The sequence below is a fragment of the Actinokineospora enzanensis DSM 44649 genome, assembly GCF_000374445.1.
Taxonomy (GTDB): Bacteria; Actinomycetota; Actinomycetes; order Mycobacteriales; family Pseudonocardiaceae; genus Actinokineospora; species Actinokineospora enzanensis.
The window spans coordinates 278,352-294,529 of the sequence record NZ_KB894406.1; the positions used below are offsets into that span (position 1 = coordinate 278,352).

At 70.0% G+C, this 16,178-nt stretch carries 15 protein-coding genes; 12 read left to right on the forward strand and 3 right to left on the reverse strand.

Translation table 11 applies throughout. The annotated features are described in order from the left end of the window. Positions 1–99 precede the first annotated feature (99 nt). The 5 genes from C503_RS0108210 to C503_RS0108230 all read left to right on the forward strand — a co-directional run bounded on the left by C503_RS0108210 (position 100) and on the right by C503_RS0108230 (position 5,864). Positions 100–372 carry a hypothetical protein gene (locus tag C503_RS0108210; protein ID WP_018681707.1) on the forward strand — a complete coding sequence of 91 codons (273 nt, stop codon included), beginning with the start codon at positions 100–102 and terminating at the stop codon, positions 370–372. A gap of 113 nt (positions 373–485) precedes the next feature. Continuing rightward, entirely contained in the window at positions 486–839 is a 354-nt protein-coding gene (locus tag C503_RS0108215) for a type VII secretion target (RefSeq protein WP_026316089.1), read from the forward strand. Beyond that, positions 836–5,155, forward strand: coding sequence for a DUF6531 domain-containing protein (locus tag C503_RS0108220; RefSeq protein ID WP_018681709.1), 4,320 nt, complete (start codon positions 836–838; stop codon positions 5,153–5,155). The genes C503_RS0108215 and C503_RS0108220 overlap by 4 nt, the downstream gene beginning before the upstream one ends. Beyond that, positions 5,152–5,415: a hypothetical protein gene (locus C503_RS0108225; RefSeq protein ID WP_156893060.1), complete on the forward strand. Its 264-nt coding sequence runs from the start codon at positions 5,152–5,154 to the stop codon at positions 5,413–5,415. The genes C503_RS0108220 and C503_RS0108225 overlap by 4 nt, the downstream gene beginning before the upstream one ends. After that, on the forward strand, positions 5,412–5,864 hold the full coding sequence (locus tag C503_RS0108230) for a hypothetical protein (RefSeq protein WP_018681711.1): 453 nt from the start codon (positions 5,412–5,414) through the stop codon (positions 5,862–5,864). The genes C503_RS0108225 and C503_RS0108230 overlap by 4 nt, the downstream gene beginning before the upstream one ends. Here the strand turns inward: C503_RS0108230 and C503_RS0108235 are convergent. Further along, complete coding sequence (locus C503_RS0108235; protein WP_018681712.1) at positions 5,834–6,772, reverse strand: sigma-70 family RNA polymerase sigma factor; 939 nt, start codon at positions 6,770–6,772, stop codon at positions 5,834–5,836. The genes C503_RS0108230 and C503_RS0108235 overlap by 31 nt on opposite strands. Positions 6,773–6,853: 81 nt before the next feature. On the opposite strand from C503_RS0108235, the gene C503_RS0108240 reads away from it, so the two are divergent. The 3 genes from C503_RS0108240 (at position 6,854) to C503_RS0108250 (ending at position 10,610) form a co-directional block, all read left to right on the forward strand. Continuing rightward, positions 6,854–7,915 carry an oxidoreductase gene (locus C503_RS0108240; protein WP_018681713.1) on the forward strand — a complete coding sequence of 354 codons (1,062 nt, stop codon included), beginning with the start codon at positions 6,854–6,856 and terminating at the stop codon, positions 7,913–7,915. Positions 7,916–7,966: 51 nt separating this feature from the next. Beyond that, positions 7,967–8,353: a VOC family protein gene (locus C503_RS0108245; protein WP_018681714.1), complete on the forward strand. Its 387-nt coding sequence runs from the start codon at positions 7,967–7,969 to the stop codon at positions 8,351–8,353. 703 nt (positions 8,354–9,056) lie between these two features. Continuing rightward, positions 9,057–10,610, forward strand: a complete 1,554-nt coding sequence (locus tag C503_RS0108250; protein WP_018681715.1) for a M4 family metallopeptidase — start codon at positions 9,057–9,059, stop codon at positions 10,608–10,610. A 141-nt stretch (positions 10,611–10,751) separates the two neighbouring features. On the opposite strand, the gene C503_RS38600 is transcribed toward C503_RS0108250, so the two are convergent. Next, positions 10,752–11,309: a helix-turn-helix domain-containing protein gene (locus tag C503_RS38600; protein WP_033400334.1), complete on the reverse strand. Its 558-nt coding sequence runs from the start codon at positions 11,307–11,309 to the stop codon at positions 10,752–10,754. A gap of 96 nt (positions 11,310–11,405) precedes the next feature. Between C503_RS38600 and C503_RS0108260 the strand changes: the two genes are divergently transcribed. After that, positions 11,406–12,071: an FMN-dependent NADH-azoreductase gene (locus tag C503_RS0108260; protein ID WP_018681717.1), complete on the forward strand. Its 666-nt coding sequence runs from the start codon at positions 11,406–11,408 to the stop codon at positions 12,069–12,071. Continuing rightward, positions 12,059–12,373: a DMT family transporter gene (locus C503_RS0108265; protein ID WP_018681718.1), complete on the forward strand. Its 315-nt coding sequence runs from the start codon at positions 12,059–12,061 to the stop codon at positions 12,371–12,373. The genes C503_RS0108260 and C503_RS0108265 overlap by 13 nt, the downstream gene beginning before the upstream one ends. A gap of 5 nt (positions 12,374–12,378) precedes the next feature. On the opposite strand, the gene C503_RS0108270 is transcribed toward C503_RS0108265, so the two are convergent. Then, the gene (locus tag C503_RS0108270) at positions 12,379–13,332 is read right to left on the reverse strand and encodes an SDR family NAD(P)-dependent oxidoreductase (protein WP_051114779.1); all 954 of its coding nucleotides are present in this window, start codon (positions 13,330–13,332) and stop codon (positions 12,379–12,381) included. 92 nt (positions 13,333–13,424) lie between these two features. Here C503_RS0108270 and C503_RS0108275 point away from each other — a divergent pair, with 92 nt between their 5' ends. Continuing rightward, complete coding sequence (locus tag C503_RS0108275; protein WP_018681720.1) at positions 13,425–15,710, forward strand: helix-turn-helix transcriptional regulator; 2,286 nt, start codon at positions 13,425–13,427, stop codon at positions 15,708–15,710. A 296-nt stretch (positions 15,711–16,006) separates the two neighbouring features. Beyond that, positions 16,007–16,178 (forward strand): helix-turn-helix domain-containing protein (locus C503_RS44400; RefSeq protein WP_169514514.1); only part of this gene is annotated, 172 nt, incomplete at its 3' end.

The window sequence follows — 16,178 nt, forward strand, 5'->3', positions numbered from 1 at the left end:
GACAAAGATGGCTACATCGAGTACTCTGCGCCCGAGGGTAGCCCGAGCGATCTTGTCGCGGGCTGGTTGACGTCGGATGTCCAAGGTAGTAGCCATTGGTTGGTCGAGTTGCTGGACGCGATCGAGCAGCGGCTGTCAGGGGAGACCGACGAGGCGTATGAGGCCAATGGGAATGCCTGGTTCGTGCTGATCACCAAGGATCGGCTGGAGATCGAGAACAAGTACAGCGAGCCTCTCACCGGCACCGTCACGATGGATCTGGCTCTCACGGTGCTGCGCGCCTACTGGGATGTCTTCGACGAGCCCGCCATCGAGAAGGGCAAACGGGACTTCCGCAAGTACAACCACCGTGAACCGCACCTGCCCTGGTGAATCCTGCGGACCTGTTCATTCCGGTCCAATGGCGATTTCCTGCCTGTCGGGAACTTCACCTCGTCCCGCACGTCGAAGTCGCGTTCGGGGTGTGGTGATGGAGGGGGCGTCCGGTGGCAGAGGGTTTTCACGTCGATCCGCGTGAGCTGCAGGGTTATGCGGGCATGCTCGATCGCGTGGCCGGTCAGTTCACGGCGGTAGACGGACACGCGCGGAGTAAGGGCGGCGATACGTCCGGTTTTACCGGTCTGCTGCAGCTTCTCGTCCCCGCCGTGACCGGCGTCGTCAACCTCTACGGCGATACCCTCAAAACCGCCAACCGCAAGATCACCGAGGTCAAGACCAGTCTCGACGAGGCCGCCACGGCGTATCAGGACAGTGATCTCGCCGGAAAGAGTGGGCTGGACACGGCGGGACGCGGTCTGGATGACGTGCGGACGCCGACCATTCGTGGCGGTGCCCGATGACCGGATACGCCGACGCGACCGATCCCATTGCGTTGCTCAACCGGGCGCCCAGTACCGCGGGTGGGCCGTCCGTGCAGGAAGCCGTGCGGGGTGCGGGGATCGAGGTTCGGGCCGTCGACTGGGTGTGGCGGAAGGTGGTCGGTGAGTCGCTGGTCGAGTCGGTGATCACGCCGATCACCGGGGACTTCGAGAAGATCGCGCGGCAGGCGGCGGAGTGGGGCAACGTCAAGGACGCCCTGCAGGCGATCCGGAACAACATGAACTCCGGTTTGTCCGAGCTGTCCCACGGGTGGCAGGGTGCGGCGTTCGACCGGTTCCGGCAGCTGATCGGCACCGACTGGACGCTCGGGCTGGAGGCGGACGCGCAGGCCGCCGGGTTGATCGGGATGGCGCTGCGCAAGGTCGCGGACGGCTCGCGGCGGGCCTGCGACCAGGCGTTGAGCCTGATCAAGCGGTTGGTGGACAAGCTGATCCAGGCCGCCGCCATGCTGCCCATCCCGGCGGTCGGCTGGGCCCGCGCGGTCAAGCTCGTCTACGACGGCATCCAGCTCTACAACGCCATCGTGCAGCTGATCGACGGCATCAAGGCGATCATCACCGGCGCCCGCCAGGTCATCGACGGCATCCGCCAGGTCGGCGGCGCACTGGCCAAGCTCAAGGACGTCCGCGACCTCAACGACGCGATCAACACCGGCAACCAGGCCGCCCATGGCGCGGCGAGCGTCAAGCACGGCGCCGACTCGGTGCGCGGCGGCGCGCAGGCCGTGCACGCGGGCGCGACCTCGGCCGCGTCCGCCGCCGCCAGCGCGCACGACAACGCCCGTGGGTTGATCGACGAACGGAACAGTGCCCGGCAGGACAGTCCTAATGGGACTGTCCCGATCGCAGGCAACGCGACGAACCCGAGCCAGAGCGGCGGCGAACCCGGCACGAACCGGCCCGCCGACCCGAACACGACCCGCACCCCGGAGTGCAACCGCACCACCTGCGGCGACCCGGTCGACATCGTCACCGGCGATGTGATCATCGGCCAGACCGACGCCGAGCTCGCGGGCACGCTCCCGCTGGTGATCCGCCGCACCCACGTCTCCTCGCACCGCGCGGGCCGCCTGTTCGGCCGATCCTGGGCGTCCACAATCGACCAACGCCTCGAACTCGACTCCCGGGGCATCGTCTACATTGCCGACGACGGTGTCATCCTCGTCTACCCGGCCGACGGACTCCCGGTCGCCGGTCCTGAGTGGCCACTGCGTCGCACCGACGGCGGCTACACCATCACCCGTGGCAACCAGGTCCTGCACTTCGCGGGCACCGGCGCGACCCGCCCCCTCGCCGCGATCACCGACGCCGTCGACAACCGGATCGACCTGCATTACGACGCGGGCGTGCTGACCCGCATCACCCACTCCGGCGGCTACCGCATCGACGTCGACACCGAGGCCGACCGCGTCACCGCCCTGCGCCTGCGCGACCCGGCGGGTGAGGACATCACCGTCGCGCGCTACCGGTACAGCGAGTCCGGAGATCTCGCCCAGGTGCTCAACTCGTCCCACCAGGCACTGCGCTTCGAGTACGACACCGCCGGTCGGGTCGTCCGCTGGATCGACCGCAACGACCAGTGGTACCGCTACCTGTACGACTCGACCGGCGCCTGCGTCGCCAACCAGGGCGCAGGCGGATTCCTCAACGGCACCTTCGGCTACGACCGAGCCACCCGCACCACCCGCTACACCGACGCCCTCGGCGCCACCACGACCTACCGCTACGACGAGCGCGGCAACGTCGTCGCCGAGACCAACCCGTTGGGCCACATCGTACAGTCCGAATGGGACAGTCGAGACAGGATTGTCGCCCGGATCGACCCACTCGGCAACACCACCCGAAACCGTTACGACGACACCGGCAGGCTCGTCGCCGTCACCTACCCGAACGGCGCCGAAGCCACCGTCGACTACGACCAGGCCGGGCGTCCGACCCGGATCACCGACCCCGATGGCGCCGTCTGGAAGCGTGCCTACGACGACCGCGGCCGGATCATCGCGATCACCGACCCCGCCGGTGCGGTCACCAACACGGAGTACGGCCCCAACCAGATCGCGGTCACCGACCCGATGGGCGCCACCACCCGCCTGCTGACCGACCCGGCCGGGCTGCCCGTCGCGGTGACCGACCCGCTCGGCGCGGTCACCCAGTACGCCCGCGACCCGTTCGGCCGCGTCGCCCGGATCATCGACCCGCTCGGTGGGACTGTCGTGTTGGGATGGTCCATAGAGGGCAGACTGGTGTCCCGCACCGCCCCGGACGGTTCGGTGGACCGCTGGCGCTACGACGGCGAGGGCAACCAGGTCGAACACGTCGACCCGATGGGCGCGGTGTCCCGCACCGAGATCACCCACTTCGACCTGCCCGCCGCCCGGACCGCCCCGGACGGCACCCGGCTGGAGTTCGGCTACGACGCGCGGCTCAAGCTCACCTCGGTGACCAACGCGGCGGGCCGGGTGTGGCGCTACGAGTACGACGCGGCCGGTAACCTGGTCCGGGAGACCGACTTCCACGGTCGGACCCTCGGCTACGAGCAGGACGCCGCCGGTCGGCTGACCCGCCGGACCAACGGCGCGGGGGAGGTCGTCGAGTTCACCCGGGACGCCCTCGGCAACGCCGTCGAGAAGCGTGCGGGCGGGGCGCTGTCGGTGTTCGAGTTCGACCCGGTCGGCAGGCTCCTGCGCGCCGCCAACGCCGACGCCGACGTCCGGTACACACGGGACGCTCTCGGCCGGGTGCTGTCCGAGACCTGCGACGGCCGCACCGTCACCTCCGCCTACGACCGCGCGGGCAGGCGCGTCCAGCGCACCACGTCCTCGGGCGCGGTGTCCACATGGGTATACGACCCCGCCGACCGGCTCGTCGGCCTCGCCACCGCGGGCCGGACGGTCCGGTTCGACTACGACGTCGCGGGCCGCGAGGTGCGCCGCCTGTTCGGCGACGGCGCCGCGGTCGGCCAGACCTGGGACGCCAACCACCGCCTCACCGGACAGGCCGTCACCACCGCGGCGGGCCGCGGGTGGCAGCGCCGCTACCGCTACCGCGGCGACGGCCTGGTCGCGGGCATCGACGACACGCTCGGCGGCGATCGCCGCTTCGACCTCGACGCCGCGGGCCGCGTCACCACCGTCCGCGCCGCGGGCTGGACCGAGCGCTACGCCTACGACCGGGCAGGTGCCCGCGTCACCCTCGACGGCCCGCGCTACCGGTACGACGAGCAGGGCCGCGTGGTCACCAAGACCAAGCGCACCCTGTCCGGCCAGGCACGTTCCTGGCACTACACCTGGGACGCCGAGGACCGCCTGGTCGAGGTGATCACCCCGAACGGCGTGCGCTGGCGGTACGGCTACGACGCGCTCGGCCGCCGGATCGCCAAGCAGCGCATGGACGACGCGGGCCTGGTCGTCGAGCAGATCGAGTTCACCTGGGACGGTGTGGTCCTGGCCGAACAGTCCACTGTGGAGGGTGTGACCACCTGGGAGACCCGGCCCGGCGACGTCCGGCCGATCACCCAGACCGTGGACGACCGCTTCTACGCCCTGGTCACGGACCTGGTCGGCACCCCGACCGAGCTGCTGGACGAGGCAGGTGACATCGCCTGGCAGTCGAGCACCGACCTCTGGGGCGCCCCGACCGCCGAAGCCGCCACGGGAACCGACTGTCCACTCAGGTTCCCCGGCCAGTACCACGACGCCGAGACCGGCCAGCACTACAACTACATGCGGTACTACGACCCGGACACCGGCCGGTACGCCTCCCGCGACCCGCTCGGACTGCTGGCGGGCCCGGACCCCGCCGCGTACCCGACCAACCCGCTGGTCGCCGCCGACCCGCTCGGCCTGGTCCCGTGCACGCTCACCGCGACCGGTACGAACACCTACCGCTCCCCGGGCGGCCTGGTCTACGGCCCGGACCCGAGCCCCGCGTTCGCGAACCGCTACGACCATGTGATGAACCACGCGAACGACATCCCCAACCGCCCGCAGCACGGCGTCTTCAACAGCGCCAACGGAAACGACGTCGTCCGCATGGTCGACGACGCGTACGCCCGGGTCCAGCGGGGCGGCGTGGTGAGCATCGCCCAGCCGAACGGGAACATCTCGCACTACGTCAACATGGGCCAGCCGGTCGGCTATGTCGGCGGTGTCCCGGGTGGACAGGGGGGCAACCCGCAGGTGAGCTACATCCAGCTGGTCCTGCGCAACGGGAACGAAGTCGTCACCGCGTTCCCGGTCTCCGGCATCCCGAGCAGTGTGCTTGGATCGACGCCATGATGTGGCTGCGGGAATGCCCGTTCGACGACCAGGGCCTGCTCCGCCCGGTCATCCCCCTGTCCCTGATGTGCGACACCTGCGGCTCGGTGTGGTGCACCCCCGACGACGCGTCCTCCGGTGACCGCGCCATCGTCCCCGAGCCCCCGGACTGGTCTGCCTGCGGCAACACCTACAACCCCGACACCACCCGCTGGGCGACTCGTGACGAGGTCGCCCAGGCGGGCTGGTCGGATCTTCCCTGGCACGAGGAGTCCACGTGACCGACCTCAGCCGCGATCCCCGCATCGCCGAGGCGTTGGCCGACCTGGAGGCTGCGGAGGTCGGCCTCGATGAGGCAATCGTTGCGGCCCAACAGGTCGAACGCACGGTGCCCGCCACATCGTTGTCCCAAGAGGACTTGGCGTTGCTGGAACAACACGCCCGCGCCGATTCGGCCCCGCCCGCTCTGCGCGCCCTCCAGGAACGCATCGACCGGGGTGAACTGACGTGGTCCGACCTCGCCGCCGGGCGGCACATGGACGATCCGGAGGTCCAGTCCGCCCTTGCCCCCGGGGTGCGCGGCATGCGCCAGGCCTACGCGGCGATCGAGGACGGCCAGTCCCTTGACGACATCATCGACGAGGGACCACCACCTCCACCGCGCGCCCCCACTCCGGACGACCCCTTGGTCGACGAGAACTACGACTTCCTCGACAACCCCGAAGGCTGACTCCACATCGGAGCCGGTGCCACCATTGGTCGGAGCCAGTCGGGTAGCGTGATCACGCACGCATGCGCACGGACCGGGTCGGTGATCACCTCGTACTCCGCCACCCGACCGCGCACGACGGAAACCCGCAGCACAGCCGTGAGCCGCCCGAACGGCGCGACCACACCGCCCACACCACCGTCGAGCAACACCACGTCCGCCCGCTGCGCGAACGCCACGATCTCCCTGGTCACCGCCCCGGCGCCGCGAACCTCCGACACCACACCGCCCGGACCGACCAGCCGCCGCACCACGTCAGGCGCCAACACGGCGAGCAACGCATCCACGTCACCACCGCGAGCCGCCGCCAGAAACGCCTCGACCACATGCCGATTCGCCGCAGGCTCCCCGGACACGCCAGGCTCCTCGAACGCCCCGTGCGCAGGCGCGGACCCGGCTGACACCCCACGAACCCGCTGCCGCGCCCGGCTGGCCAGCTTCTTCGCCGCGACCGGAGTGCGATCCAACACCGGCCCGATCCGATCGAACGGCACCCCGAACAGATCGTGCAGTACGAACGCCACCCGTTCCGCAGGTCCAAGCGCGTCCAACACCACCAGCAAAGCCCGCCCCACCGATTCCGCCAGCTCCGCTTCCTCGGCGGGCCCACCACGCGAGTCGATCACCTCCGGCAGGTCCGGTTCCTCTCGCCGCGCCGCGCGGGTGCGCAGCATATCCAGGCAGATCCGGGATACGACGGTGCGTAACCAGGCGGCCAGATCGTCGATGCCGTGCGAGTCCACCCGGCTCAGCCGCAGCCACGTCTCCTGCACCGCGTCCTCGGCCTCCGCGAGTGAGCCGAGCATCCGGTAGGCCACCCCGCGCAGCCTGCCGCGTTGGGCCTCGAATCGGTCCGCGAGCGCGTCCATCGGTCACCTTCCCCTGTCGCCGTTCGTCACCTGAACGGACGAGCCTGCACCGGCCGATGTGACAACGAGGAGCGACCGACCATGACCACGACCCTGCTCAGCCCGCTCACGCTGGGCGACTTGACACTGCCCAACCGCATCGTCATGGCCCCGTTGACCAGGGCAAGGGCGACCGACGGCGTGCCCACCGAGCGGCACGCCACCTACTACGCGCAACGCGCCACCGCCGGGCTGATCATCACCGAGGGGACGTGGGTCAGCGAGCGCGCGATCGGCTTCGTCGGTGTTCCCGGCCTGTACAGCGAGGCCCAGGTCACAGGCTGGCGACGGGTCACCGACGTGGTCCGCGCGCATGGCGGCCGCATGATCGCCCAACTCTGGCACAGCGGCGCCGTGTCCCACCCCGACCTGCTCGGCGGCACCCGCCCGGCAGGCCCGTCCGCGATCGACCCGCAGGAGATCTGCCACACCCCGTCCGGTCCGCGGCCGACCGTCACTCCACGCGAGATGACCGCCGACGACATCCGCACCGCCATCGACGACTACCGCACCGCGTCGGCCAACGCCCGACGCGCCGGTTTCGCCGGTGTCGAGATCCACGCGCTGGGCACCTCGCTCGTGCCCCAGTTCCTGAACCCCCGGCTCAACCGACGCACCGACACCTACGGCACCGACCGCGCCACACTCCTCCTGGAGATCATCGCCGCCGCGGCCGACCCCTGGGACCACGGCGTGGGCGTCCGCCTCGCCCCCTGGTGGTCCGACGGCCGGTTCGCCACCGACCCCGCCCACCACGACGACCTGGTCACCGAGCTGGACCGGCACCCCGTCGCCCACCTGCACCTGCGCGGCCCCGGCACCCCCGACCCGGACGTCTTCACCCGCCACCGCCGACGATTCACCGGCCCGCTGATCGTCAACCACGGCTTCACCCGCGCCACCGCCGACGCCGCCCTCGCCGCGGGCACCGCCGATGCGGTCTCCTTCGGCACCCCGTTCATCGCCAACCCCGACCTGGTCAGCCGCCTCGCCCTGGACCTCCCGCTGGCCCAGGGCGACCCCGCCACCTACTACACCGGCGGCGCCGCGGGCTATCTCGACTACCCCACGGCCGCCGCCGGAATCGACTGGACCTCCAGTTAGGTGGAGGGGTTACCGTCGGATGTGGGAGGAATGACCACTGGAGGGAATCCCATGACCGTCGAGTTCAACCACACCATCGTGCACTCGGGCGACGATCTCGCCTCCGCGCGCTTCCTGGCCGAGCTGCTCGACCTGCCCGAGCCGACCCCGTTCGGCCCGTTCCAGGTCGTCGCCCTGTCGAACTCCGCATCGCTGGACTTCCTGCGGGTGCCCGGCCCGATCACCGGCCAGCACTACGCGTTCAAGCTCAGCGAGGCGGAGTTCGACGCGGTCTACGCCAAGATCCGCGCCCGCGGCATCACGCACTGGGCCGACCCGTTCCACCAACACCCCAACGAGATCAACACCCGGGACGGCGGCCGTGGCGTCTATTTCGACGACCCGAACGGCCACAACATGGAGATCCTCACCGAGCACTACGGCGAATACGCGGAGTAGCGACACCAGGGACGGCCGACGTGATCGGCCGTCCCACCGCAGTTCACCAGGCGGGCGGCGCGGGCATTCGCGTTTCGACGGTACCTCGCGAAAAGTGGGATCGCCGCACAATGGAACGCCCAAACAAGTGTCTGCCTGCTCGTTTTCGACCGTCACCGAAACGGGAGTCCCTGCCCCGGGGTGGGGTCATCGGGTGTCTCCTCGCCCGCCGACTAGCCCGGCGGTGTCTGAAATGTGCGTTTCTGCCGGATAGCAACCATCGTCGTGGCCGCTCCACGCCCTCGGCACCGCACGGGCGACTCACCGCGAACCGGGGTCGCGCGATGGCGGTGACAACTGTTTACCGGCCATTCGTTGTCGGCCGTTCGGGGCCATATCACCGGTCCGGCCGCTATCGGATGCCAGCCTGACAGATTTCGCCAGTCGGTAATGCGAACGACACCCACCCGCGCATTCACCTGGCGATCCGTCATAATTGCGCACGAACGCGCAGCATTGTGGATTTGACTGATGTTGACAAACGGGCATTCCCACCATGTGATCAGTTGACCGACCTCGGCCGCGTCTGAATGCTCGGTTGCGCTCGGTGACGCACGTACACCTCTGCGTCGCCAGTGCGCCCACGGGGTCCGGTCGCCGGTGGGTCGCCGACAGGCGGCGGCGAGCGGTGCCGGGCGCGCAACCCTGCATACGAGGAGCGTTCATGAAGCGAAAGACGTTGACGGCGGGGGTGGCTCTCGCCGTACTCGCCAGTGGCGCGGTCGCCCTGACCGCGTCGCCCGTGTTCGCCAGCCAGGACCAGGCCAAGCCCCAGGACCGTCAGGCGATCGCGGTCGCCGCGGCGGACCGGGCGGCGGCGGGTGGCCTGGACGCGTTGGTGAAGAACCCGGACGAGACCTACCAGCGGGACCTGGTCACCCCGTTCGTCAACGACCTGTACTCGGTCAGCTACCAGCGCACCTGGCGCGGCATGCCGGTGGTCGGCGGCGACGCCACCGTGTTCGCCGACGGTTCGGGCCAGGTCCGCGCGACCGTGGCGGGCACCAGCGCCGCGTTGGCCGTGCCGTCCACCACCGCGAAGGTCGCCAAGGCCGCCGCGGAGCGGACCGCGCGTGCCCAGCAGGCCACGACGAGCAAGGCCGAGGCCAGCAGGCTGGTCATCAAGGTGACCGACGACAAGGCCGCGCTGGCCTGGGAGCAGCTGCTCGTCGGCACCACCAAGGCGGGCGGCCCCAGCCACCTGACCGTGTGGGTGGACGCGACCACCGGTGCCGTGCTCGACCAGGTCGAGGACGCCGCCGAGGGCACCCTCAACAGCGAGTGGAACGGCCAGGTCAAGATCGACACCTCCAAGTCGGGCAGCAGCTACCGGCTGGCCGACACCACCCGCCCCGGCCTGCAGTGCGCCGACTACAGCGGCGGCCAGGTGTTCACCAAGTCCACCGACTCCTGGGGCACCGGCAGCGCCTCCAGCAAGGAGACCGGCTGCGGCGACGTCATGTACGACGCCCAGCAGGAGTGGAACATGCTCAAGGACTGGCTGGGCCGCAACGGCCACACCGGTTCCGGCCGCAGCTGGCCGACCAAGGTCGGGCTCAACCAGCTGAACGCCTACTGGGACGGCTCGCAGATCACCATCGGCCACAACTCGGCCAACAAGTGGATCGCGTCCATGGACGTGGTCGGCCACGAGTACGGTCACGGCCTGGACCAGAACACCCCGGGCGGCACCTCCAAGGAGGCCGGTCTCGGTGAGGGCACCGGCGACATCTTCGGCGCGTTGACCGAGGCGTACGCCAACAACCCGAAGGACAAGCCGGACTACACCGTCGGCGAGTCGGTCAACCTGCAGGGTTCCGGCCCGATCCGCAACATGTACAACCCGTCCCTGGTGAACCGGGACCCGAACTGCTACAGCTCCTCGATCCCGAGCACCGAGGTGCACAAGGCCGCTGGCCCGATCAACCACTGGTTCTACCTGCTGGCCGAGGGCTCGAACCCGGGCAGCGGCAAGCCGACCAGCCCCACCTGCAACAACTCCACGGTGGTCGGTGTCGGTGTCAAGGACGCCGGCCGGATCTTCTACGGCGCCATGCTGCTCAAGACCAGCGGCATGACCTACAAGAAGTACCGGGTCGCCACCCTCAGCGCGGCGAAGTCGCTCGACCCGACCTGCGGTCTGTACAACAAGACCAAGGCCGCCTGGAACGCCATCTCGCTGCCCGCGCAGTCCGGTGAGCCGTCCTGCTCCGCGTAGGACCGACGGCACTCCGAAGCCAGGTCGTCTCCGGCGTGGGCAGGACGGGATGACGTGTCCCGGCGCGGTGGACCGGTCTGCCTTCGGTAGTTGAATCAGGTGGGGTGGGACGGCTTCGTCCCACCCCACCTGCTCATGCGCTCAGGCGGTCAGCCCGTGCGCCAACGCGCGTAGACCTTCGGTGACACGCTCGGTCGTGAGCCCACGCTCCTCCCGCTGGTGCTTGAACACCTCCGGCGCCAGCGGCGCGAGCGCGGCGTCCACGAGCGCGTCCGGGTCCGCCGTCCCCGCCTCGACAAGCAGCGCCCGCACGTGTGCGCGCCAGAAGCCGTAGGCGCCGGTGGCGAACCGGGAGTGCCCGACCTCCGCGCCGAGCGCCAGGTGGCTGTGCCGGTCGAGCAGGTCGACCATCGCGGCGTAGAACGCGGCCAGCCGTTCCGCGGGCGGCGCGCCCGGTCCCAGCGGCGGCTCCCCGCCGATCAGCTTCTCCTGCAACGCCCGCTCGTGTTCGTCGAGCAGGGCCAGCGCGATGGCGGCGCGGTCGGGGTAGCGGCGGTAGAGCGTGCCCCGGCCGACTCCCGCTGCGCGCGCGATGTCGTCCATGGTCACGTTCCGCGCGCCCCGATCCGCGAACAGCTCGTCGGCCGCGGCCAACACGCGCGCGCGGTTGCGGGCCGCGTCAGCGCGCTCTCCAGGCATGCGGCCAACCTAGTGCCTCGACCCGGGAATAGGTGGACAGCCTGTCCGGTTGACCGTAGTAAGTGGACACGGCGTCCGCTTATCCGGAGGTCTGCCATGCACCTGCTCCACCTCGACGCCAGCGCCCGTCGCCGGTCCTTCTCCCGCGCCCTGACCAGCCGGTTCGCCGATTCCTGGCGTGCCGCCGACCCCGGCGGCGGCTACACCTACCGTGATCTCGCGACCGACCCGCCGCCGCCGATCGGCGAGGCCTGGACCGAGATCTGCGACGACCTGTTACGGCACGGGATCACCGACCCGGCCCGCTACCCCGACGTCGTCACCACGCCAGGACGCGCCGCCGCGTGGGCGGTGGTGGAGCCGTTGCTCGCCGAGGTGCTGGCCGCGGACGTGGTCCTGATCGGCAGCCCGATGTACAACTACTCGGTCCCCGGCGCGCTCAAGACCTGGATCGACCAGATCACCTTCCCCCGGATGTCGTTGGCAGGCCGGGTGTTCGTGGTGCTCGGCGCCCGCGGCGGCGCCTATGGTCCGGGCACGCCGAAGTACGTGTTCGACCACCAGGAGCGATATCTCCGGGACTTCTTCTCGGGGCACTTCGCCGTCGAGGACCCGGTGTTCCTGAACGTGGAGCTGGCCAACACGCTGGTCGATCCCGTCCTGAGCCACCTGACCGACAAGCACCACGAGTCGGTCGCCCGGGCCGAGGCGGCCGTGGACAACCTGGTCGCCGGGTTGGCGGTCCGCAGATGGGTTGGCTGACGCTGGTCGCGGCCGGGCTGGTGGAGATCGCGTGGGCGTTGAGCATCAAGCCGACGGAGAGCTTCACCCGCCCGCTGCCGACGCTGTTGTGCCTGGTGCTGGGCGTGAGCGCGGTATACCTGCTGTCCCGCGCGATGACCACGATCCCGGTGGGCACGGCGTACGCGGTGTTCACCGGGATCGGCGCGGTCGGCACGATCACCGTCGGCGTGCTGGTCGGCAAGGACCCGGCCACTCCCGGTCGGCTGCTCGCGCTGGCCCTGATCGTCGGCGGCGTCGTGCTGGCGCGGGTGACGGCATGACCGGGTCAGGCATGGGCCGTCTTGCCGCCGTCGATCACCAGCTGCGCGCCGGTCAGGTAGGGGAAGTCCGCGGAGGCCAGGGCGAGCGCGAACACCGCGATCTCGTCCGCGGTGGCCATCCGCATCATGCCGGGCACGTTGGACTTCGCCCAGACCGCCGCCATCGCCTCCCACGCCGCGTCCGGCAGTCCCTCCTGGCCTGCTGCGCGGCGCACCAGCTCGGTGTTCGTGGTGCCCGGGACCAGCGCGTTCACCCGGATCCCCTGCGTCGCGTACTCCAACGCGGCCGACTGCACCAGTGCGACCAGCCCGCGCTTGGCCGCCGCGTAGGCCGCCTTGCCGCCGTCGGTGGCGATCGCGTTCGAGGAGGAGGTGACCACGACCGTCCCGCCGCCGCGCCGGAGCAGGTGCGGGATCTGGTACTTCAGCGACAGGAACACCCCGCGCAGGTTGGTGGCGTGCACCTGGTCCCACTCGGCGGAGGTGTACTCGTGCAACGGCTTCTGGATGGTGATGCCCGCGTTGTCGAAGCACACGTCCAGTCCGCCGTACTTCGCCGCCGCCGCGTCCACGAACGCGCGGACGTCGTCCTCCCTGGTCACGTCCGCGCGCCAGTAGGTGGCCTCGCCACCCGCGCGCCGGATCTCCTCCTGCACCTGCCTGCCGAGGTTCTCCCGCCGACCGCAGAACGCCACCCGGCCGCCCTCCGCGGCGAACCGCACCGCGGCGGCCCGGCCGATGCCGGAGGTCGCGCCGGTGACCAGCACGACCTTGTCGGTGAACCGCCGGGCACCGGACGGCGTGATCGTCGGCGTCGGCGCGCCGCCCTGGACCAGCGCCACCCCGCCGACGGCCCCGGCGAGCACGCCCACGGCCCCGGCGGCGCCACTGGTGGCGAGGAGCCTGCGCCTGCTGAAGCGCTTGGTTTCCTCGGTGTGGGTCTCTTGTTCGTCGCTCATGGCGTCCAGGGTCGCCGGGACGATCGCGAGTGGCATCTGTCGAACCGACCAGTCTGACCGTTTCCTCAGGATGCGGGCGCTAGCTTGGGCCCGTGCTGGTCGGTCGGGAGCGGGAAACCGCGCTGGTGGTGGAAGTTCTGCGATCGGGCGGTGCGCTGGTCGTGCACGGCGAGGCGGGCATCGGGAAGACGGCCCTGCTCTCGACCGTGCCCGACGCGCTGCGGGCGGCGGGTTCACCGGGGGAGGTGGACCTGCCGTTCGCGGTGCTGCACCAGGTGACGGCGCCGCTGCTCGGGTCGCTGGACGTGCTGCCCGGGTTCCAGGCCGAGTCACTGCGTCGTGCGTTGGGCATGTCCGCGGGCCCGACGACCGACCTGGCCGTATGCGCGGCGGCCCACGCGTTGCTGGTGGCGGTGGGTCAGCCGGTGGTCGTGGACGATGTGCAGGACGTGGACCCGGCGTCCCGCCAGGTCCTCCTGTTCGCGGCCAGACGATCCGGCCCGGCGATGTTCTTCGCCACGCGCGGTCCGGCACTCACCGGCTTCCCCGACCTGCGACTGGACGGCCTATCGGAGCGGGCGGCGGCTGTGTTGTTGCCGGACGCGTCCCCGGCCACCGTCCGGACACTGGTCGAGGCCACCGGCGGAAACCCGTTGGCACTCCAGGACTTCCGACACGCACCCGCCGCGTTGTTGCGTTCCCTGCTGGCGGGGGAGAGCCTGGCCTCCGCCTACAGCTCCAGGTTCGCGGCACTGCCCGAGTCGGAGCGGGAGACACTCGCCATGACGGCGGCGACCGGACGAACCCGCGCGCCAGGAGTCCACATCGAACCCCGCCACTACCTGGCGGCAGCCGAGTCCGAACCGGACCCTCGACGCTCCCGAGCACTACGAGCACTGGCAATGTCCGGCCCGGACGAACAGCTGGCGGGAGAGTTGGAGGAGGACGCCCGAACCGAGTCCACCCGAGGCGCGATCGCCACCGCGGCCCGAGTCCTCCTGTCCGCCGCCCGACTGAGCACGACCCCCGAAGCCCGCGAACGACGCCAAACCGCAGCCGCCCACGCCGCCTGGAAGTCCGGCCACCCCGACCTGGCCCGGGAGATCGGCGGCGACGCCGCCCTACGCGGCATGATCGAGTCGACCTCGGGCGACCAGCGTACCGCTTTCGAAATGCTGTCCCACGGCGGAAACCCCTGGTCACTACCGATGGCCGTCGACGCGGCCCGACACGCGGGAATGCTCCCGGAGGCCGCCGCCACAGCACGGCTGCTGGCCTCGATCCCCGGCTACGACCGCCTCGGATCCTGGCTCGCCGCAGCAGTCACCGGCACCCTGGACGACCACGGCTCCAACCCATGGACCGTCCTGGCCGCGGCCCCATCCGCCATCCGCGACTCAGGCGCCCACCGCTGGCTACTCCCCATGGCAATCAGCTCCCACGGCACCCGACCCGCCGCCGTCCGAGAATTCGGCCTGACCGCCCTGGACCACATGCGTCGCCAGGGAATGCTGGCCCTGATCGCCCCACCCCTGATCTGGCTGGCCGAAACCGAATACCGCCTGGGCCTATGGGACGAGTCGACCGACCACGCCCAAGAAGCCCTGCGCACAGCCCACGATTGCGCCCAACCCGTGCAGGCCGCCGACGCCCACAGCCTCCTGGCCCGCCTGGCATCAGCCCGAGGCGACACAACGACGTGCAAATCCGCCGCCGCAGCAGCATTATCCGCAACCGTGGGCAACCGCCTGGCCTCCGCCCAAGCGACCCGCGCCCTGGCAACCCTGGCCCTGTCCCAAGGCGACCACGCCCAAGCCGCCACCCGCCTCTCCACCCTGTCCATACCGAACGGTCCCTGCGCCCACCCCACCGTGGCGCACGAGGCGGCCGCAGACCTGACGGAGGCGTTGGTACGACAGGGAAATCCGGCCACCCCCACAACCCCTCGATGCGCTGCCCTGCTGAACATGGCCCCAGACCACAACTTCCCCCTCGCCCTCGACACCCCCACCCCCTTCGAACGCGCCCGAACAGCCCTCCTCTACGGCCAATGGCTCCGCAGATCCCGCCGCCCGACAGACGCCCGCATCCCCCTCACTCTCGCCGCCGACCTCTTCACCACCCTCCGCGCAACCCCCTGGCTAACCACCACCCAAACCGAACTCCGCGCCTGCGGCACCCCCACCCCACCCCAAACCCCCGCAGGCCTGACTCCTCAAGAACAAGCCATAGCCCACCTGGCCGCCACCGGCCTGACCAACCGCCAAATAGCCGCCCGCCTCCACCTAAGCCCCCGAACCATCGGCTACCACCTACACAAGATCTACCCCAAACTAGGAATAAAAGGTAGAACCGACCTACACCACTGCCCCCTCTGACCCCGCCCCCAACAGCAGGCGGATGCCTGACCAGCCGAGGCAGGACAGGATGAAAGAGCAGCCGAGACGACAAGGAAAGCAGGGAAATAGTAGGCGGTGCCTAAACGGATGGAGCGGATCGAGCGGGGAAGTTCGGCAGAAGCAGGGTCGGGCTTATCGCCGAGGCTTATGCTTGGGCTTGGTTGGCTACTGGGGCTCCTTGACCTCAATGGGTCGATGCGCCGCCTGTGAGATGATCTTCATGGGTTCATGAGTGATCGGAGATTGCCTCGGTGGCGTGTCGTGTGGTGTTGGGTGTGGAAGAGCGGGAGACGATTTCGCGGGAATTACGCGCGGGAAGATCGTTGCGGTGTATTGGCCGGTTGTTGGGCAGGCATCATTCGGTGATCGCCCGGGAGGTCGCGCGTAACGGTGGTCGCGAGGGGTATCGCGCGGCCTCGGCTGTGCGGCGGGCGCGGCGAACGTGTC